The organism is Moorena sp. (assembly GCF_982860115.1).
In genome coordinates this window covers 1-20,339 of record NZ_CEYLVT010000134.1, presented here as the reverse complement: position 1 = coordinate 20,339, position 20,339 = coordinate 1, and the positions used below count along the sequence as shown (strand labels likewise).

The window sequence follows — 20,339 nt, the reverse complement described above, 5'->3', positions numbered from 1 at the left end:
ACCCCACACCCCACACCCCGTAAAGCTTTTAAGGCTGTTTGTCACCCCGTCAGGCCTAGTACTTATAGGTTATAGGGTTTGGTGCCCAGTTTTGTGTAAGTCCTGCCGTCAGTTAATTGACCAACAGTATCGAACAAGACATGGCTATATATCGTTAGTCAATAGACACGGGTCCTATAGATGACTACAACACCTGCTACTGAAGCGATCGCTATTCTCATTGATGTGGCACAGCGGGGAGAAATTGACCCATGGGATGTTCAGGTAATTGATGTCATTGACCGCTATCTAAGTACACTGGCATTAGACAGTGATCCAGAACTCGGATACCGTGACACGGACTTGTCTCAGTCTGGGCAAGCGTTTCTATGGGCATCCATGCTAGTTCTACTGAAAGCCGATACCTTGGAACGTTTAGAAGAACCCGACGAGTTGGAGGAATCGGAAGAACTGGATGGGTCCGAGGAAATTGATGGTAGGGCAGATAGAGGCTTGCCTCGCAATCTAGAACGTCATCTACGCCGTCGCTCTGCTGCCCGACCCCCTAAAAGACGCCCAGTAACCCTGCCAGAGCTAATTCAACAGTTGCAAGAGATGGCAGTCCAACTGGGTGAAAACCCCTTACCTTCCCCTAAAAAAGGGACTCGCTCTACTGCCCGTAGTCAGGCAGCTCGTATTGCCCATCTAGCTCATGATGAAAACCTGACCGAGATTGCCACACGGCTGGAGGAATTTCTATCCCGCTACTGGTATGAGCTAGCGGCAGACAACGATTGGCTGAATTTAAATCAGTTGTTAGAGTGGTGGACGTTATCCCCATCATCAGTTGCATCAACTTCCCTTGGTTCTTCTTACCAGGAGGACAAACTCAGAACAGCCAAGATGTCGGGAAAAGCTGACACAGAAACAGCGATCGCTCCTATTGAATCACTAATAGGGGACAGAGTTAGTGTTTTCTGGGGACTGCTATTGTTATCTGCTCAGTCTAAGGTTGAGTTATGCCAAGAAGAATTCTACCAAGATATAAAAATCCGTAAATTGGAGTAATGAACCCCACGCTTAAAAGGGGGGAATTTTAACATCAACTAGCCTTGTCAGGAAACCAGTAATTCTCAGCTGGGGTCACTCAAAGCATCACTCAAAGCATAGGTTAGAGAAAATTCCAGCTTGTTTGCCCCTGTGTAATAGCGGTGGGTATGAAAAAGAGTTAGGGATTTTAGTCCCTCGTGCTAATCGTGGGTGAGAGTTCAAGGACTAGTTAGAATCGTACTCAATTGCCCACATCAACCTCTATGGATTTAGTTTAAGGAGAAAAGATACATGAAAGCCATGATTCTGGCAGCTGGCAAGGGAACTCGCGTTCGCCCTATCACTTACACTATTCCCAAGCCATTGATTCCCATCCTGCAAAAACCAGTAATGGAGTTTTTACTAGAACTATTACGACAACATGGCTTCAACCAAATTGTGGTCAACGTCTCTCACTTGGCTAACGAAATTGAAAGCTATTTCCGAGATGGGCAGCGTTTTGGCGTTGAAATTGCTTATTCCTTTGAAGGTCGCATTGTTGATGGTCAACTGGTTGGGGAAGCCCTCGGCTCAGCTGGTGGCATGCGCAAGATCCAGGACTTTTATCCCTTCTTTGATGATACATTTGTGGTGCTCTGTGGTGATGCCCTAATTGACCTGGACTTGACAGCAGCACTTAAATTCCATAAAGAAAAGGGAGCAATTGCTACCCTAGTGGCAAAACCTGTACCACGAGAACAGGTTTCTAGCTACGGTGTCGTAGTTACCGATGAAACTGGCCGAATCAAGGCTTTCCAAGAAAAACCTTCAGTGGAGGAAGCCCTCAGTACCAATATCAACACAGGGATTTATATTTTTGAACCAGAAATCTTTAACTATATCCCCTCTGGTCAGGAATATGATATTGGCGGCGAATTGTTTCCCAAACTTGTGGAAATGGGGGCTCCTTTCTATGCGGTGCCAATGGATTTCCAGTGGGTTGATATTGGTAAAGTTCCAGATTACTGGCGAGCTGTTCGAGGTGTGCTGCTTGGAGAAATCAAGAATGTACCGATTCCTGGCAAAGAAGTCGCTCCCGGAATCTATACTGGCTTAAATGTCGCAGTCAATTGGGACAAAGTAGATATCAAAGGTCCGGTTTACATTGGTGCTATGACCCACATCGAAGATGGGGCAAAGATTATCGGACCAACTATGATTGGTCCCAATTGCTGGATTTGTAGCGGAGCAACCGTTGAGAATAGCGTAATTTTTGAATACTCTCGCCTTGGAGCCGGAGTACGTCTAGTGGATAAGCTAGTGTTTGGACGCTATTGTGTTGATAAGACTGGTGCGGCTATTGATGTTCAGGCGGCAGCCCTAGATTGGCTGATTACTGATACCCGCCAGAGTTTGCCTGTCACTGAACCAGCCGAACGACAAGCGATTGAGGAAATCCTGAGTAGCAAGAGTTAACAGGTTCACCTAAATCCCTGTCCTGATAGAAGGCGGGGATTTACCCACCTAAACAGCTTGAAAGAAATTTTCTAATTCAGGATCACACAAGAGGATCCGCGTATTTGGTAGTTGCTACTTTGAAATATTGACTATAATGGAGAGAGAAAATAACTGCAAGGGGCCTTAATGGTTTCGACGTGTTGGTGAAAGCTGACCCGTGATTCAGGTCGAGAGTGAGTCTTCTCTCGAAAATACCGGACTCAAAAAAATTGTAACTGCGAACAACATCGTTCCTTTTGCTCGTAAGGCTGCACCTGCTGTTGCCTAAACACCTATAAACAGGTTCGAGCGTCTGTAGTTTGACTCCGTTAAGGACTACAGACTTAACCCCAACGGATGCTCTAGTAAGCTGTCTTTGGTCGGTTTGCTAGCTAAGACTTCACCAAAGCATCCTGTCATCCGGGATAAGGGATGATCCCCGCTCCGAGGGTTAAAGGGGCTATGCCTGTGAATGAGCGATAAGTAAATAACCAGGGCGGACACGGGTTCAATTCCCGTAGGCTCCATTAAAAAATAAATCGGTAATGAAAAATAGGATTAATTTTAGTGATAAAAATAGGAGTGGTTATCCTGTAACTAATTAATCAATCTGTTATCGATGCGTGTTTATTGCTTTAAACTAAGCCCATCTACAATCTTTGATTGAGGTGGGCTTAGCTTAAGCATTCTGTTCAACCCAGATTTAGTCAGTCCAGATTTAGTACTATCGGTTTAACAGCTTATAACCTAAGCTTAATAAGCACCATGCCTATTAAAGATTACCATGATAGTTTTAACAATCAGCTTCAGGTCGTAGGCGATAGACCACTTATGTTGGTAATCCAAGTCCATAAGAACGATATCTTCAAAGTCAGTCACCTTTGAACGACCATTGGCTTGCCATTCACCGGTGATTCCAGGTTTAACTCTTAAACGCTTGTAGTGATGGCGGTTGTAGCTCATGACTTCATCAAGGGTAGGAGGACGAGTTCCCACTAGGCTCATCTCTCCCTTCAAGACGTTCCAGAATTGGGGAAATTCATCAAGACTGGTGCGACGTAGAAACCCTCCGATCCGACTGATACGGGGATCATTTTCATTTTTGAATATATGACCTTTAGCTTGGTTCTCTACTAAGTGCTTGAGTTTGTCTGCACCCACGATCATTGAGCGGAATTTCCAGATTCGGAAGGGTTTTCCATTCAGACCACAACGAAGCTGACTATAAAATAATGGACCGGGATCGACTATGGACATAGCGATCGCAATGGGAATTGCGATGCTCACGGTAATTAATAATCCAACCAAAGCTCCAATAATATCAATTAATCGCTTAATATTATTGTTGGCAGACTGATGAACCTCTTGCTGAAATAAACAACTGGGTATTCTGTTATCCCAAATTGGCGAATCAATCGAGGTATAAGCAGAAGACTTGGAGATAATCACGGCTTTCTATTAGTTATCTAAATTTGATTAAACGACGGAATAATTGCTTTAAATCCCCAGGCTGATAGAACAGTTATGCTCAAGGGAGCTAACTTGCTTAGGTAGTTTTTGGCCAAAATTTACGGAATAGTCTCCTGCCATTTTTAAAAAAAATTGGTAGACACCCACGAACCCTAAAGTCTTTGTTGTCAACTAAATAGTCTATTAATCAGACCACTTAAAACTGTAAAAGTTCCCGCTCAAGTAGATTTTTTTTAAAAAAAGTAGCTTATATATAGGTAGATGACCTAGTCATTTTTATTGACCGCCTTATTAAGAATTTTTAATCGAAGCCTCTGCTCATAGTATTTGGATTTTTTAAAAAAAGAGTAGTATATTTTGTATCATTTCATTGAACTTTCACATTTTATCGGCGAATTCGTGAAGGAATTGTGAATTGGGGTTGAATTAATTGACTTCCAGTCTGAATTTTGGTAATAATAGTTAACTATAACTAATCAACAAATTACTGGAAATGATTAGAGGTAAAGATAATGCAATTGATGTTAAGTTGGTAGTTATACGTCCCTCAAGACTACCTCTGATACCAAATCCAAGTTAAAAACTTCCTTTATAATCAAGTCACGGGGAGAAGCCTTGGGTTAAAGGCAGGCAAACGCAAGCTTATATAGCCGCAACTTCCCTCTCGACTGGGCTAAAAGGGGGCTAGAAAAGCCGATTTAAGATCACAGATCAGTAAACACTGCTCTAGCTTAGCCATGTTGCCAGCTTGGCAGCAATTTTCAAGAATTTACCGAAAACAGAACAGACGCGCTTCATCCGAGTCTCTTAAGAGCGTCCCACGGATTGCGAAGGGCTGAGGCTCCGCTGCGCGAACACATCTGTTCTGTAATGAAAGAAACTTGCATCGTTACAAGCCACTATTTTCTTTGCTCAACGCTCTTCAATCTTCCGACCCACCCCAGGTCTCCGCCCCACCCTATACCCCACAAACCCCACAGCGTCTCAAACGCTCAAGCTACTTGTCACCCCTTGAGGTAATTCACACCCATCTGTTCACACAAATCTGTCAACGCATTAATAGTAGCAATGACTTCTGAATGGTCAAGGGAGTCATTGGTCCGAGATGTCTTCTGGGACTCTGGTGTAGGATCAGCTAAATGCGATTGGCCGTAGGCCACGCTACGCGATGCTCGGTACGAGCCGCTACGCGAACGCAATGGTGTATTTTCTTCAGACAATCCTATCCGCCAGGATTGAGGCAACTCTCCTGTTGACCAATCCATTGGTGGTTCCTGATTCAAATCTGATTGGCCTTTGGCCACGCTACGCGAACGCTCAGACACCGCCTCAGTCATAGTCACAGAGTTTTTGGGCAATAAGGTTTCCGGATGTAATTGAAAGCTATCCTTATCCTCAAGTTCAACCTGTACATCCGCTGGTTGTTGTGAGGAAGGCCATAGGCTTGAAGCTTCTCGTTCTAACTGCTGAGCTAGACGATTCACAAAAGCAGCAAACAACATTTCTCCCTGCATGCCTAAGCTGTGCATTTTTTCAAGTTCCTGAGATAAAGACTGCTGGTAACCTTGAAGATCTCTTTGTAGGGTCTCAAAAGTCAACCTTTGGTTAACATCTATATTCTGTATGAGTTGATCAGATTGTTTTTGAAGCTGTTGTAGTTGCTCAATAACCTTTTGTCTTTCGACTACAGCAACAATCTCGTCCTGATTTGAAGGCAATCGGTTGATTGAGTCGTCACTAGTGGGATTCTTTTTTAAGTGAGCTTCCCAATTCGCTAAAATTTGAGATAGCTTTTGCGTCAAGCTTTCGACAAGGCGGTTGATTAGCCCTTGTGAGAAGTAGTCTGAAGCAAACTGCACATTTGCAGTTTGTTGTTTGGTATAGTAATCCAGCTGCTGTTTGGTACTCTCCAAATGCTGAATTTCTCGTACTAGAGACTCCCGCTGTTGCTGTAGAGCCTCCAACTCTAGCTGCAATGGTTTCGTCAAATCGGTACGTACAAGATTCATTTCTTGAGTAACCGCTTGCAGGATTTGCTGCACTCCCTCCTGAACAGATGTGGTTACTCCCGTCTGAGATGGGGTGACTGTAGTACTTGTCTTGTCCGATTCTACCCCTAGTTTTTGCTGTTGGGAAACTAGGTAGCTACGAACTTTCCGCAAAACCTGGTGTGCAGCCGCTAGGTCACCAGACTTGAACCATGGTAGAGGAAAGTCAGGCTTATGGAGGATGTGGTCAATATCAGCAATCAGAGATTGAATGTCGGTTTGAGCAGTCACTTTGAAACCCTTGACGAGAACAAATTGAGTCATACAGGAGTGAGAGTCAGCCCCCTGTGTCTAATGTTAAATTGCCACAGTCACCAAACTATTACAAATTGTTCATCATGGAGCATAATAACTGTACTTACCCGATGTGATTATTGCCAACCCCTCTACCAGAATTAGCCTACCTCAGCTTACTGCAAGTAGTTTAAGAATCTTGGTTTGTCAAGGCAATTTCACTCACATCAGTCATTGTCGTTGGTCTACCAAAGGTGGTGAGGTTAAGAAGATCTGTTTCATTGGCTTCTTTTAGTTGACACAGGCACACTCCCTGACTCACGTGATTTGACAGCGGATCATCTATCTATTCAAGGTGTTTACGAAGCGCTCATGATCCCATGGAAGACCGATACAATTCATCTGAAGTTAACTCTAATGTTCATGATTCGATGGCTAGCACTCCTTTTTTTGCTGGCTTACCAGATCCTAGTGTCGAAAAAGCCATTGCTAATATGGTTACCCGTCGCCATCCTGCAAATCGAGTGATTTTACTGGAAAATGACTGGGGGGGGTCTGTCTATTTCATCTTAGATGGTTGGGCAAAGATTCGCACCTATAACCTTGATGGGAAGGAGGTGACCCTGAATATTCTTGGGAAAGGAGAAATCTTTGGTGAAATGGCAGCGTTAGAGGAAGTACCTCGTTCAACAGATGTGATTACCTTGACCCCTACAACCATTGGTAGTATACCCGCTCAGGATTTTACTGAGTTAATTCATACGGAACCTTTGGCTGGTGTCCACTTAGCTCAGTTGATGGCAAAGCGTTTGCGTCAGGTTAACCGACGCCTACGCTTGCGGGAGTCAGATAGTACCTCACGAGTGGCAGACACCTTGTTGTTTCTCGCTGAAGGACAAGGCAAATTGAAACAAAGAGGAACTGAAATTCCTAACTTACCTCATCGAGAGATAAGTAGCCTCAGTGGATTGGCGCGGGAGACGGTCACACGAGTCCTGACAAAGCTGGAGAAGAAAGGCTTGATCATGCGGGATCAGGATATCCTTTTTATTTGTGATCTGCCTGCTCTGGAAAAGATGATTATCTAGTCTTGAGATATAAGGTATATCCAAATGAGGAGCAATTTGAGATGGGCTAAGATGCAAGGGTACTTTAACAGTATCTCTTCTGTTATCATCTGTCCCTTTCCTCAAGAGGTTACTAAATTTGCATGAGTGATTCTTTTGATGATGGTCAAGCGGCTTCACAAGATCTCTTTGCCCAATCTAAAAACAAACCCACAAAATCAACAACGGAATTCCCTAAGAGCAATGCGGATGTAACTGAGATGGGAGATCAATTAACTCGGGAGCCAAATCACCCACTAGAAAAGAGGGAACCTAGGGCAGTGTACAAACAATCCACTTCTGCTAACTCCCCTAGCCTGAGTAATGGTCTAAACCCTAGACCTAAAACACCTATAACCATGGTAGAAACAGCGTTTCTGGCCAGTACTGCCAGCTTGATTTGGCTGATTAATTATTACTTTCCTCTCGGACCAATACTCAAAATGTTTTTCCCAGTGCCGATTGCTTTAGTTTACCTAAGGAGGGGCAGTAGGGCATCCTGGATGGCAGCACTGGTTTCGGGGTTGTTACTATCAGTGCTTATGGGAGTAACTCGCAGTATTATCTTTTTGGTCCCTTATGGTCTGATGGGGGTGCAACTGGGAGCTTTGTGGAAACGTCGAGCTAGCTGGCTGCTTTCTATTAGCATGGGTACGCTAATTGGTACAATAGGCTTCTTTTTTCGGTTTTGGTTGTTCTCAATTCTATTGGGGGAAGACCTCTGGGTTTACGTGATGACCCAGGTGACAGCATTATTGGATTGGTGGTTTGTCAAGCTGGGCTTGCTATTTCAGCCCAGTCTATTTCTAGTTCAAACCCTGGCTATAGTAATGATTATAATCAATAATGCCATTTATTTATTCGTGGTGCATATTGTAGCCTTACTCATGCTCGACCGATTAGGAAACCCGATTCCTAGACCACCAAACTGGGTAAAAGTTTTGCTGGATTACGATTGACCTATTAGCCATTGGTCACTTGTAATTGATAAGAGCCTGTTTGTTATACTTTGAACGGTCAGCTTACTCGCTACTTGAGGGCTACGCTTTCCGCAAATAGTTATCAGCTCTGAGCCCTTGGAGCTTAGAGCTTAAGCTTTATCGATTATCTTTAGCTCAGTTTTTGCCCGTGTAAACTATGGCAATCGTTCTTTTATTTTATTGAAATTTATGGAATTATATGGCTAACTAATATGTGTTAAAACCTGTGTGAAAAACTAGTCCTATTGACTAGTTAATTAGTTACTTATTTATTTGCTACTTTTACAAAACGATTCTTTAACCTTATCCAAACTTTACTGTTACCTTCCACCACAATTGATATGTAGTGTATCATTTGTTTTTATTTATTTTTATATTTCAGATAAGAACTAAGGACTAAGAATTAAGGACTAATGATCCGAGTTTATACCCAGCAGGTAAAGGGAAAACGGTGGTTACAGCAGTATCAAGGATGCTCACCGGTATTTGCTTGTATTTTAGGATTCACTGCTACTGGGCTGATTCCAGGGATTTCTGCTGCTGGTGCTACCCCAGATGATCGTCAGTATACTGCGATCGCTGATGCTGAGTTTTTGGTCAATGGAGTTACTCGCCAACCTCAATATCCCCTTCCTCCTCTAACTGTGGGAGTATCCCCTGTCTTGATTTCCCGTGCTGTAGTTGAGGCATTTAACCTACCCATCTATCTGTTCAATGCTGGTTTACCTCACCCTCCGACAGTACCAGCCATTGACTTAGGTGGTATTCCTGCTAAGTGCCTAACTTCTGGCAATGCCTTGCCCCTAGAAACAGTGAAACGGCTATTTCGGGAAGGTTTACAATGGGGAGAAAAGCTAGCAAGTGTGGTTGGTGATAGCTATCTGATTATCAGTGAGTGTGTGGTTGGGGGAACTACCACCGCACTTAGCCTCCTCACTGGCTTGGGGATTGATGCTGCTGGTAAGGTTAACAGTAGCCATCCCCAGTGCAATCATGCTCAAAAGTGGGAGGTAGTGAAGCTGGGGTTACAACGAGCTGGGTTAGGGGGTAAGGGAGCCGGGGAGCTTCCCAAAAGAGAACCTAGGAATAAACATTTACCTTCTCACCCCCACCATACCGCACCTTTATACTCCCTCACCTCCTCATCCTCTCACCCCCTCACCCCCTCACCACTTGATCACTTAAAGCTAGTAGCAGCAGTGGGAGATCCGATGCAAATTGCTGCAGCGGGTATGGCAATGGCAGCTAGTTGTCGGTGTGGCGTTTTACTCGCTGGTGGTACCCAAATGCTAGCGGTTTATACCTTAGCACAGGCATTGGCAGAGTCTGGTTTAGCCTACCCCAGTATGATTGAGGGTAATTCCCTAGCATGGCAACCAGCACAAGTAGTTGTGGGAACAACTCGCTGGGTGGCAGAAGACTCGACTGGTGACACGGTTGGATTAGCAAAAGATATTGGGAGTGTACCCCTTTTGGCAACACAATTGAGTTTTAGCCAGTCTCGTTATTCTCAGCTACATTCATATGAGCAAGGATATGTCAAGGAAGGTGTGGGTGCTGGAGGATGTGCGATCGCAGCCCACCTTTATAAGGGCTGGAACTCGGCTGAATTACTTCAAGCCATTGAAAACGTAGTGGAGCAATATCGTCTTTCTCTGAGGTGATTGTTGTTGAAGCCAGTGAAAAAACACTTTACAGTCTGACCAAGTTAGTTAGAAAATCACAGAGGTGCTGATTTGTTTTCCCTATTAACCTTCAACCCTTAGACTAATCTGGAGAAGACTGCCAATTAGGAATGAATTCGCTGTGCTAGGAGTTGTTCTTCTAAGGCAGCAATCCGATTGTAGGCTGCTGTAAGTTGGGCAGTTAAGCGTTGAACTTGAATATCGGCAGAGATATTATTGTTGCTATTGCTAGAGAAACTACCTAGCCCAGAGTTACTATCAATCAGCACATCTTTATGTTGGGTTAGTAGGTTAATGGAACTTTGACTTTCCTTGGCCTGGGGTATCGGTTGCCCAGTTAGCTCAGGTTGCTGAGTTTCCTGCCTTGAACTATTTTTAAGTTCAGAAAGGCCTTCTGAAAGCTTCAAACTGAGTTTTTCGATGGCTTCGCACAGAGTATCCACTCTATGACTTAGAGCCATGATTTGATTTTGATATTCATCCATAGGATTTTAAACTGCCATAACTTAGTTCTTTTTTATCCTAGTCACTTAACGATCAAAATCCGATGAATTGCTGATTTATTTAACTATTGTCAAAAATCAGCTCTAAACTCCTTAGAGTCTGTTTTCCAGAGTGATTTTTTCAAAAATACCAGATAGCCGCTGTATATCTTAATATTTACCCTGATTAATTCAGGTTTAATTAATAATTGTCTTTTATACCAAGTTCTGCACTACAATTAGCACAATCGGTTTTTTCGGAATTAATTCCTTGGCAATAGTAATTTTTAATACATAACATACGGATAAGTTTACCGATGTGATTACGTTCTCCAACTCCTATAAAGATGGTAAACTAATAGCAGTTGACAATATAAGCAATAAGTGTATTAACCGCTTGATATAGATTTTTCTATCCCCCCATCACTCTATCTTACAGATTTAGATTTGTTATAGTTAGGTCTCAAACAAGACTGTGTGTTGAGGGGGAGGACGGGGAGGAAAAGGGAGACATAGCTGGTGTTTTCGTTCTTTTGATCATGGTTACTCTTATTAAGAGTAAATTAATAAGAGTAAAACTATCATTGATGTCAAGTGATGTAAAAGTGATGTAAAAGTAGATTCAGATGCCTTAGCCCTTGACTTGGATTAGTTTTGTTAACCAGACTATGAGTAGTTGTTAATTGATTAGATTTACTAGATCTAGCAGATGGCTGTTGGTCTAAGAAGTCACAAAAGTCAGTTAATTGGTAATAGCTATGGTAGTTGCTATTGAGCCAATGTAAATTAAAGTCAAATAGTTGGTAACTAGAGGAAATTCAGAAATACTTATGAAGCGACGCTCCTTGATACTAGGTGCTAGTACCATAGCCCTTAGTCAGTTAGCATCTGGTTGTACTGGACAACAAGCCTCTTTAAAGATAAGGCTGTTGCAAAATTCAATCCCAGTTCAGCTGTTGGGTGAATTTCGTAAGACCTTAACACTACGGGCTAAGCTAAATTTTGACCCGGAGAAACAACTATCTGCTTTATTCCAACTCCTGACAACCTTGAAAAAGCAAGGCAAATCCAAGAATAACCAAGATTGGTTTCCCCTAGATTTGATCCCGATTAGGTTTAGGAAACCGATAAGTCCTGATTTAGTTACCTTAGGAGATTATTGGCTAAAGTCAGCCATTGAGGAGGAATTGATCGAACCTTTGAACATAAAAACGTTGCCAGGATGGGAAAAACTGCCGCCAGAGTACCAGAAACTCGTCAAACGTGACCAAACTGGTCAGCTAGACAATTCAGGAAAAGTTTGGGGTGCTCCTTATCGCTGGGGTGCTACCGTGATTGCCTATCGCCGTGACAAGTTCAAAGCCTTAGGCTGGACTCCCACCGATTGGAGTGATTTGTGGCATGAGTCTTTACGCGATCGCATTTCTATATTAGACCACCCCCGAGAAGTGATTGGTTTAACCTTGAAAAAGCTAGGCTTATCCTATAATCAACAGGATTTAAATCAAGTCAAAGACTTGAAACCAGCACTTCAACAACTGGCTAAACAGGTTAAATTCTACAGTTCGGATCACTACCTAAAACCTCTAGTTTTGGGCGATACCTGGGTCGCAGTTGGTTGGTCTACGGATATCCTGGCACTAAGAACACGCGATCGCCAAATTGAGGCAGTTGTGCCTCAGTCAGGAACAGCCCTGTGGTCAGATTTATGGGTAAAACCGGTATCAGTTAGCTCTGCTTCTGAGTCCTCAGAAAGTAACTCTGAGTCGGATTTAAGCAAAAAGTGGATTGAATTTTGCTGGGATAGCAAATCAGCCAAGGAAATTTCTCTACTGACTAATGCTGCTTCCCCGATTCTGGTTAATATGCCAAGAAATACGCTGCCACAAGATATCCAATCTAATCCTCTACTGCTGCCAGAAGCAGCAATTCTGGACAAGTGTGAATTTCTCCATCCCTTACCAGAGTCTACACAACAGGAGTATCTGTCCTTGTGGCAAGAAATGCGAAGTACTTGAAAATTGCCTGTTCTAGTTTTGTGATAACTGGCAAAAGGCAGAGACTTTGCCAGCTAAAGGTACTTGACCAGGAATACATACCTCCACCTGGCACATGGAATTACCATCACAGGTATAAGCTCCTAAAGGCTTTCCTCGCTGGTTAAATACTCTGGTATTGTAGTCATAATCCCTGGCAACGTTTCCCATTTTGTTAATAAAAGCATACCTACCCAGATAGTTAAGCAGACTCCAGAGTTGGCGATTCACTACCAAATCTACCCGGCCTTTACTCGGATAAGCTAACCAATTATCCAGTAGTTTACCGCCAAACTGTTCATCAGCCCACCAGAAACTTGGAGTAGTCAGCTTAGTTTGAGAGATAGTATCAGCAGTAATCACAGACCCATCAGTAGGAAGATTATCTGGCTGCAGTAAATTTAAATTCACAGCTTCTGTGTCCGGCTGCACTCCTACAGTCTTTTGAGCTAAAACTGGTTTAGGCTTCCAGCCAACCACAAAACAGCTCTCTAGAAATACAAGGCACAAGACACAAGGCACAAGGTATAAAGGATTTATTTTAGTAACGGTGTTTCTTTTATCCATCAAGCAACCTTAAAGAATTAAGAATGTAGAATTAAGAATTTAGAATTAAGAATTTAGAATTCTACATTCTGCATTCTGCATTCTGACAGACAACCTACCCTACACCGAACCCCAAAGGCGAACAACCAACTAACCTTATCCCCACAGACGACGCCTAGGAGAACCATTAAGACGCTGGTGGGTATCAGAGAGTAAGGAAGGAATATCCAGTTGTTCGGGGCAACGGGGAAGACAGTCACCACACTGGGTACAACGGTTTCCCTTCACCCCCCTAAACCAATGACCAGCATTTTCAAACATTTGATAGCGGTATTGACCAAACTCGGTCATGTCGTAAGCCAAAGTAAGATTGCGCAGCCGCAAGACTTCTGGAATATTAATGGTTTCTGGGCAAGGTAGACAAGCATAGCATTGACTACAGCGGTCAGTTCCTAGAGCATTGTTCAATTGGGTTTCCAAACGAGAGAATGCTACCACTTCCATTGGGCTCAAAGACTCGTCTCGGTTCGCCACACTTAAAGGCAGAGTCAGCTCATCTGGGTTAGCCGGTCCAATACTAAGGGTGGTAATGCGGCGATCGCTTAATAAAAACCGATAGTTCAGTTCCAGTGGGGAGAAGGGATGGCACAGTTTCTCTAAGGTTGGTGGTGGGGTGTAGAGTTTGCCTCCTTTATCAGCAGGAGATATGATGAATATCCCCATGTCCTTCTGATTAGCCAATTTAATCGCTGCAGCATTGCGTTGAAAGAAGTAATAGTAATGTAGGTTAATGAATTCAAAAAAATCTGTTTGAATTGCCCCTAGAATCACTTCTATTGAACCGTGGCTTGAAAAACCAACATGGTTTATACGTCCCTGGCCTACGGCTTTTTGAACAGCTGCCATACAGCCACTGTCAGACTTTACCCAGGACAGATGCTCTTCAGTGTTAATCCCATGAATTGCTAAACAATCGACATAGTCCAGCTGTAAACGTTCTAAGGAATCATTAATCCACTGACTCATCAAATCAGCATCAGGGGTTGGTTGAATCTTGGTGGTGATATATAGCTGGTCTCGTGGTACTGACAATCCAGCTTTCAGGATGTTACCAAGGTACTCTTCACTCTTGCCGTAACCCCTGGCAGTTTCCAAGTGGTTAATTCCTTGATCCATTGCCTGTTGCACCGTCTTCTGAGCATTTGACTCAGATGCTAAGCAACGCATGGTGCCACAAGAAAAAACTGAAAGCTGGAGATTAGTTTTACCAAACCGCCGATAACGCATGTTCCCCAACTGCTGGAATAATCAAAGTCTTTGCTTAAAACGTTGCCCGAAAAACAGTTGCGCAAAAAGCTCAGTTGATGGCCATCGATTGTCTTGGGGTATAGCTTCGGGTATAGCTTGGGATATACCCATTTATCCCAACGCTCACTTAGGATAGAGCATCAGGATTAGAGCATCTGAAAAACTCCCATCAATGGCTAGATGGTAAGGCTTTCAGAAAAATCTCAATAATTTTTTGACAGAGCAATTAAAATATTGTTGCTGTTAAATCCCGTTTAATCCCAATATTTTCGCTTTAGGTACCACGACTATATCCTCCACGGTGGAGAAAATCTTCTGGGCGGATATTAGAGACAAATTCCCGAAAAGCTCGACGCTCCTCTTCATCCTTATCTTGGTCTACAGGAATCGAAGCATCAGCAATAACTTCTTCCATCACCCAAATCGGACTGCCAGTACGCAGGGCGATCGAGATGGCATCACTTGGTCGAGCATCAATTTCTTTCTTTGTCTCACCCTGACTAACACAGAGGCTGGCATAGAATGTGTTATCTTGGAGAGAGTGTATTATAACACGATCCAGTGTTATGCTCCACTCCTCTAGAAAATTGACCATTAGGTCATGGGTCAGGGGACGCGGTGGCGTTTGTCTTTCCAAAGCACTGATAATTGCCTTTGCTTGATCTTGCCCAATATAGATTGGCAGAGCACGCCGATCTAAGACATCTTTGAGTAACACGATGGGGCTACGTGTTACAGTATCTACTGCAATGCCAGCAACTCTCATTTCAATCATCAGCTTAGCCTCTAGAATACGGTCAGCATCAGGGGCATCAAAGCGAAGCGGTAAACTAGTACTGTACAGACGGGCACCGAAACTTGCGCTTGCCAGATCTGTTCTTTTCACGTTACCGGTCAACGGTAAGATTAGCCCTTGAGAATCCAATTCGGTGAGATCAACAAGATTGTATTCTCCAAGTATGCCTTAGTCTCAGGAAATTTGTTTGGCCACTTCACTAAAAAAACACAAACCTATGCCAGCTCTTTTCCTACTAACAGTATAGTTGCACCAGTTCATCCGCTTACAGAAGAACAGTATAAACAACAGTGTTTACAGGATTAATTCAAGCTCTCGGCACAATTGGACCAATGGGAAGCGATCGCTTTATTGTCTCCGGTACCTCTGATGCTATGGATGTTATCTTACAGGATTTAGAACCTGGTGATAGTGTAGCAGTAGATGGAATTTGCCTAACGGTAGAGAAAGTTTTGCCCACAGGCTTCTCGACCACTGCTTCTGATGAAACTCAGGGGCGCACCACCCTTGGACAAAGGCTACAGACAACTTCCTACGTTAATTTGGAAACGTCTTTGCGTGTGGGTAGCAAACTAGGGGGTCATTTTGTCACAGGTCACATTGACGGTATTGGCTGCTTAACGGAATCTTTACAAACACCAAACTCCTGGGAAATGTGCTTTACAGCACCAGCTTCTTTGATTGATGTGTGGCAGCATAAGATAGCTCGTTATCTTGTTCCCAAGGGTAGCATTGCCGTCAATGGGGTCAGCCTAACGATTGCTGAGTGTGACCCCAACGGGAGTTGGTTCAAAGTAGCGGTGATTCCCCATAGTTACACCCATACCAATCTTAGCCACTTACGGACTGGCAATTGGGTGAATATCGAAAGTGACATTTTAGGGAAATATGTCGATAAGTTGCTGGGTAATCGAGTGCCAGCTGCTGAAGCGATGGATGACATTTCTCCGGAATTTCTCCTAGAACATGGGTATTTGACATCCTCACCCGGCTGAAGCTTGTAGGGCTGTTTCATTCTTGTGAAAAATCAGGGAGGCCAAAAGTGAAAAACTAAACAAGCCAACCTTCACACTTCACACATCAGACTTCACATTCTATGTACCAAACTGACCCGACCCGTTCCCCAAAAGAGTACCTCCCGACGATGTATGATCTTAAGAGTGAAGATCCGGAGGAACCGGGCTTGCCCGATCAATTCCACGAGCTACAACCACAACTGTTGCGGGAAACATTTCGTTCGCCTACTTACTCACCAGAATGGGTATTTATGGCTAGTGACATGAACCTTTACTATGATGTGAGTCATCCGTTGTGGTATAAACGTCCGGACTGGTTTGGGGTGGTGGGTGTGCCTAAGTTATATCAGCAGCGGGATTTACGCTTAAGTTATGTGATCTGGCAAGAAGGGGTAATCCCTAGTGTGGTGGTAGAACTGCTGTCACCAGGTACGGAAAAAGAGGATTTAGGGCAGACACGACAGGAACTTAACGAGCCTCCGACGAAGTGGCAGGTTTACGAGCAGATTCTGAGAGTGCCTTACTATGTAGTTTTTGACCGTTATACAGACCAACTGCGAGCTTTTGAATGGGTTGACGGTTACTATCGGGAAATGAGTCTGAATCAACCGAGGGTATGGATGCCAACTCTAGAGTTGGGGTTGGGAGTATGGCTTGGTTCCTTCCAGGGGATTGAGCGGTTATGGTTGCGTTGGTATGATGCTCAGGACAATTGGATTCCGACCTCGATGGAAAGGGAAGCTCAAGAAGCACAACAGGCACGGTTGTTATTAGAAAAAGAAAGACAACGGTCACAGCGGCTAGCAGAGCGGTTAAGGGCGATGGGTATTGACCCGGAGCTTCTGGAGTAATCAGGTCCAACAGAAATGCGATCGCGTAGCGTGGCCTACGGCCAATCGCGCCCCGCGTGACCTTCGGTCAATCCCATTCTGATTAATGATCTCACTAATGATCTACAAAGCTCGTTCCCTCAACTACTTTTCCCCCTTTTCCCTTTCCTACTAAAAATCTATAAGCTGCGAGAGTCTCCCTTGCCGTTCTCTCCCAAGAGAATAGCATCGCTCTTTCCTTACCTTTTCTAATCAATTCCTCCCGCAATTGAGCATTACTGATCACCTTGACCATAGCATCTGCTAATTCAATTGGCTGATTAGGGTCAATTAAAATTGCGGCATCTCCCGCCACTTCAGGAAGAGATGAAGTATTAGAGGTAATCACAGGGGCACCCAAAGTCATCGCTTCCAAAACAGGTAGACCAAACCCTTCATAGTAGGAAGGATACACAAAAACATCTGCATTTGAGTAAAACCAGGCTACCAGTTGATCGGATAAGTAGCCCAGATGATGAATATGATGTTTCCAAGGGGAGCTAGCAATAGCAGCAAAAATAGATTCATAAGACCATCCTTTTTGCCCAATCAGTACTAACTGATGCTCAATTTGATGCCGTTGTTTTAAATAATTAAATGCTGAAATCAGAGTATTAATATTTTTCCTGGGCTCAAGAGTACTGACAAATAAAATATAGGGTTGGGCGAAGTCGTAATTAACTGATGTCAGCAAAGACTCCACCTTGGTATCCGGTAAATCTAGTGTATTCTGTAAATCTAAAGTAGAGTAACGGCTAGCTTGAGGAATAACTTGGATGTTGTCAGGATTCACTCCTAAGTAATTGACGATATCTTGTTTAGTAGACTGGGAAACAGTAATCACTAGATCAGTCCACCGTAAACATTGTTTTACCCGAGCAGTATAGCTTTTAACAATTGAGTTAACATACTGAGGATATTTAATAAAGGTTAGGTCATGAATCGTCATAACCCGCAAGCTTTTTCGACAGGGATAAACCACATGATCAGTACCATGGACGATATCAGGATTGCCTAAGTATTGCTCACAATAAGGTAAGATGGGATTAGGGATAGTAGCTAGTAAACTAGAGATAGTAACCGGTAACGGTATAGTTTTAATCTCTAGATCTTTAATCTCTAAATGCCTAGTTAGCACTTCCAGAAATGACCAATCACGGGATAACCATTGTCTTACACTTGGTTGATAGGCGACACTTAACTGAAAGTCTTCCTGACCTTGTAGCTTATGGAGTGCCTGAATTAAATTTAAGGCATACATTCCAATGCCACTTAACTTATGGCGGATTGGTGTAGCATCAACAGCAATTTTTATCATTAGTCAAATAAGAATTGGTAATTGGTCATTAACTAATGACTATAGATAAACTCTGTTCCGGTCAAGATGCCATCACAAATAACATCTAATCCTTTACTTTTACCAGGAATTAATTCATTCACATCAGATACCTGAAGTTTAAATTCCGATGGATTACTAGCTTCAGTGGTCATCTCTAGAGGAATCATGCGCCGGAAGAAAAAGTGATAGGCATACTTCCTTGCTCGTTTGATGATTGCTTCAGGTAAGCCATCCCCTAGGGGTAACTGATCTAAATACTGAACATACTCCTCTACAGAACTGGCATCCATAGTGATGCCTTTATTACGAATCCACGCTTCTCCTGCAACAATTACAGGTATGCCCATGCTGGTTAATTCTACGCCCATTTTAGTGCCGTAGATCAGAGCCGCATTACATTGAAGGATAGCAGCATAAGTGCTAACGGGACTTTCTGGGGGAATCACAAACACATTTGGAGGGAGAGTGGGGAAAACCTGACGAATTTCCTCAAACAAGGGTTGACGCGATCGCAAAGTCCCTCGAATTTCCGCTGGGTGGATCCGAATTAACAACTGTAACTCTGGTCTTTTAGCAAAATACCGAATAGTTGTCAATACCCATTCCAGCATATTAGGAAAAGCATTCACTGGGTAATGGAGTTGAGCATCCCACATCACATTAGTCAGTAACCCAATACAAGGACGAGAAAAGTCTACGCCTACCGCATCAGTAATTTTGGTCAGGTCAAACTGAGGACTTTCATGGAACCAAATCCAATCCTGAGTTCCTTGCCACCGACTTTTCAAATAGTCCATCAACTGCTGTTCCATCTGGGAATTCCACGGTATAGTTTCCCAATTACTTACTGGCTCCCACATCAACTGGTGATGATAGGTTTCATGGTGACTAAAGATAAAGCATTGTTTGCGATAAGCAGGATTCCAGTTCACCACCCGCACCCCTTCCTGACGGGCTACTTCACCAGTCAACCCCTGAGGAACATAAATGCCGTGGTTAAATACAGCACACTCAACCTTAACCGTTTGCAGCAGCCGACGGGTTGCCCAAGTGGTCAGGATTGCCGCTTGGAAGTAACGCTTGAGAATCGGCTTAGCATTGGGTTCCCCTTCCAGGGAAGCACGAGCATAAAATCGCAGAGCTCCCGCTAAAGCATGTTCTCCCACAGCTACCCCATCTAGGGTGTACTTTTCAATCTCAGCAATGGTCAGACTACTAGCTATCTCCTTGGCCTGTTGGTAATCTCTATCTGTGAGAAAGTCACTGTAGCGATGGATAGTCAATCCTAAGGGCTTATAGATCCCATCGGCTAGGGGAAAGCAGTCGTTACACAAGTCACGTTTAGGACCATAGTTTACAAACAAGTCCTGTTTGGGATAAAAACTGACATCACACCAAAAACAAGCTGGTAAAATACCATCACAAAGCAAAATGTGAACTTGAGCACCCCTGAGGGTTAACCCCACTGCTAGTAGACTTTCTAAAGTGATGGAATGAATTTCCCCACCCACACTAGTAGCTACCAGAATCTTAGAGCCAGTTTGGGCAGCCTTTAGGGCATTTTGCCATTGGTTTAGAGACCCTTTCAAGACTAAATCCCACCTGGGCTGATCTCGAATAATGCGCTGTCTACGCTTATAGAGCTTAACCCTGCGATGAAGGGATTTGTTCCGCTTGAGAAACTCTTTGATCATTTGATAGTTGACGGTTGAGTGTGAACAAGTGACAGTCAGCTAAGCCGGATTACTAGCATATTACTTTTACCATAGAGGTTTGGAGATCATTGCTTTTCTATGTACTGTATGTACTGAACACTGTAACCCCAAGCCAAAACTATGCGAGAACTCTATCCGCCCATCGAACCTTACGGAATTCCCCAAGGCTGAAAGCCCCGTGTTTTTAAACCGGGGATGAAAGCC

At 43.6% G+C, this 20,339-nt stretch carries 16 protein-coding genes and 1 other RNA gene; 9 read left to right on the top strand and 8 right to left on the bottom strand.

From position 1 onward, the window contains the following. Nucleotides 1–180 precede the first annotated feature (180 nt). The 3 genes from AC4II3_RS20995 (at nt 181) to ssrA (ending at nt 3,035) form a co-directional block, all read left to right on the top strand. Nucleotides 181–1,047, top strand: a complete 867-nt coding sequence (locus AC4II3_RS20995) for a segregation/condensation protein A (RefSeq protein ID WP_488011534.1) — start codon at nt 181–183, stop codon at nt 1,045–1,047. Between the two features lie 273 nt (nt 1,048–1,320). Next, entirely contained in the window at nt 1,321–2,484 is a 1,164-nt protein-coding gene (locus AC4II3_RS20990) for a nucleotidyltransferase family protein (RefSeq protein ID WP_488011532.1), read from the top strand. Nucleotides 2,485–2,643: 159 nt separating this feature from the next. Next, nucleotides 2,644–3,035: a transfer-messenger RNA gene (gene ssrA, locus AC4II3_RS20985) on the top strand. 223 nt (nt 3,036–3,258) lie between these two features. Here ssrA and AC4II3_RS20980 read toward each other — a convergent pair. Then, entirely contained in the window at nt 3,259–3,909 is a 651-nt protein-coding gene (locus AC4II3_RS20980) for a sugar transferase (RefSeq protein WP_488011536.1), read from the bottom strand. A gap of 1,070 nt (nt 3,910–4,979) precedes the next feature. Further along, nucleotides 4,980–6,254: a hypothetical protein gene (locus AC4II3_RS20975; protein WP_490722880.1), complete on the bottom strand. Its 1,275-nt coding sequence runs from the start codon at nt 6,252–6,254 to the stop codon at nt 4,980–4,982. Nucleotides 6,255–6,637: 383 nt separating this feature from the next. Here AC4II3_RS20975 and AC4II3_RS20970 point away from each other — a divergent pair, with 383 nt between their 5' ends. The 3 genes from AC4II3_RS20970 (at nt 6,638) to AC4II3_RS20960 (ending at nt 10,007) form a co-directional block, all read left to right on the top strand. Then, nucleotides 6,638–7,345, top strand: a complete 708-nt coding sequence (locus AC4II3_RS20970; protein ID WP_424098437.1) for a Crp/Fnr family transcriptional regulator — start codon at nt 6,638–6,640, stop codon at nt 7,343–7,345. A 122-nt stretch (nt 7,346–7,467) separates the two neighbouring features. Continuing rightward, nucleotides 7,468–8,322, top strand: coding sequence for a DUF2232 domain-containing protein (locus AC4II3_RS20965; protein ID WP_488011528.1), 855 nt, complete (start codon nt 7,468–7,470; stop codon nt 8,320–8,322). A 434-nt stretch (nt 8,323–8,756) separates the two neighbouring features. Then, nucleotides 8,757–10,007 carry a nicotinate-nucleotide--dimethylbenzimidazole phosphoribosyltransferase gene (locus tag AC4II3_RS20960; protein ID WP_488011526.1) on the top strand — a complete coding sequence of 417 codons (1,251 nt, stop codon included), beginning with the start codon at nt 8,757–8,759 and terminating at the stop codon, nt 10,005–10,007. Between the two features lie 125 nt (nt 10,008–10,132). Here the strand turns inward: AC4II3_RS20960 and AC4II3_RS20955 are convergent, their stop codons facing one another. Then, a complete protein-coding gene (locus AC4II3_RS20955) occupies nt 10,133–10,513 on the bottom strand; it encodes a hypothetical protein (protein ID WP_488011524.1) in 381 nt (126 codons plus the stop codon). An 827-nt stretch (nt 10,514–11,340) separates the two neighbouring features. Between AC4II3_RS20955 and AC4II3_RS20950 the strand changes: the two genes are divergently transcribed. Beyond that, the gene (locus AC4II3_RS20950) at nt 11,341–12,528 is read left to right on the top strand and encodes an extracellular solute-binding protein (protein ID WP_488011522.1); all 1,188 of its coding nucleotides are present in this window, start codon (nt 11,341–11,343) and stop codon (nt 12,526–12,528) included. Between the two features lie 12 nt (nt 12,529–12,540). Here the strand turns inward: AC4II3_RS20950 and AC4II3_RS20945 are convergent, their stop codons facing one another. The 3 genes from AC4II3_RS20945 to AC4II3_RS20935 all read right to left on the bottom strand — a co-directional run bounded on the left by AC4II3_RS20945 (nt 12,541) and on the right by AC4II3_RS20935 (nt 15,175). Next, the gene (locus AC4II3_RS20945) at nt 12,541–13,113 is read right to left on the bottom strand and encodes a hypothetical protein (protein WP_488029472.1); all 573 of its coding nucleotides are present in this window, start codon (nt 13,111–13,113) and stop codon (nt 12,541–12,543) included. Between the two features lie 135 nt (nt 13,114–13,248). Next, on the bottom strand, nt 13,249–14,379 hold the full coding sequence (locus AC4II3_RS20940; RefSeq protein WP_488011518.1) for an aldo/keto reductase: 1,131 nt from the start codon (nt 14,377–14,379) through the stop codon (nt 13,249–13,251). A gap of 295 nt (nt 14,380–14,674) precedes the next feature. Continuing rightward, entirely contained in the window at nt 14,675–15,175 is a 501-nt protein-coding gene (locus AC4II3_RS20935; protein ID WP_293070434.1) for a bifunctional nuclease family protein, read from the bottom strand. 311 nt (nt 15,176–15,486) lie between these two features. Between AC4II3_RS20935 and AC4II3_RS20930 the strand changes: the two genes are divergently transcribed. Further along, the gene (locus AC4II3_RS20930) at nt 15,487–16,191 is read left to right on the top strand and encodes a riboflavin synthase (protein WP_488011516.1); all 705 of its coding nucleotides are present in this window, start codon (nt 15,487–15,489) and stop codon (nt 16,189–16,191) included. Between the two features lie 101 nt (nt 16,192–16,292). After that, nucleotides 16,293–17,063: a Uma2 family endonuclease gene (locus AC4II3_RS20925; protein WP_488011514.1), complete on the top strand. Its 771-nt coding sequence runs from the start codon at nt 16,293–16,295 to the stop codon at nt 17,061–17,063. 94 nt (nt 17,064–17,157) lie between these two features. On the opposite strand, the gene AC4II3_RS20920 is transcribed toward AC4II3_RS20925, so the two are convergent. After that, on the bottom strand, nt 17,158–18,399 hold the full coding sequence (locus AC4II3_RS20920) for a glycosyltransferase family 4 protein (protein WP_488029471.1): 1,242 nt from the start codon (nt 18,397–18,399) through the stop codon (nt 17,158–17,160). A gap of 32 nt (nt 18,400–18,431) precedes the next feature. Next, nucleotides 18,432–20,114, bottom strand: a complete 1,683-nt coding sequence (locus AC4II3_RS20915; RefSeq protein WP_488017120.1) for a capsule biosynthesis protein — start codon at nt 20,112–20,114, stop codon at nt 18,432–18,434. Between the last annotated feature and the right edge of the window lie 225 nt (nt 20,115–20,339).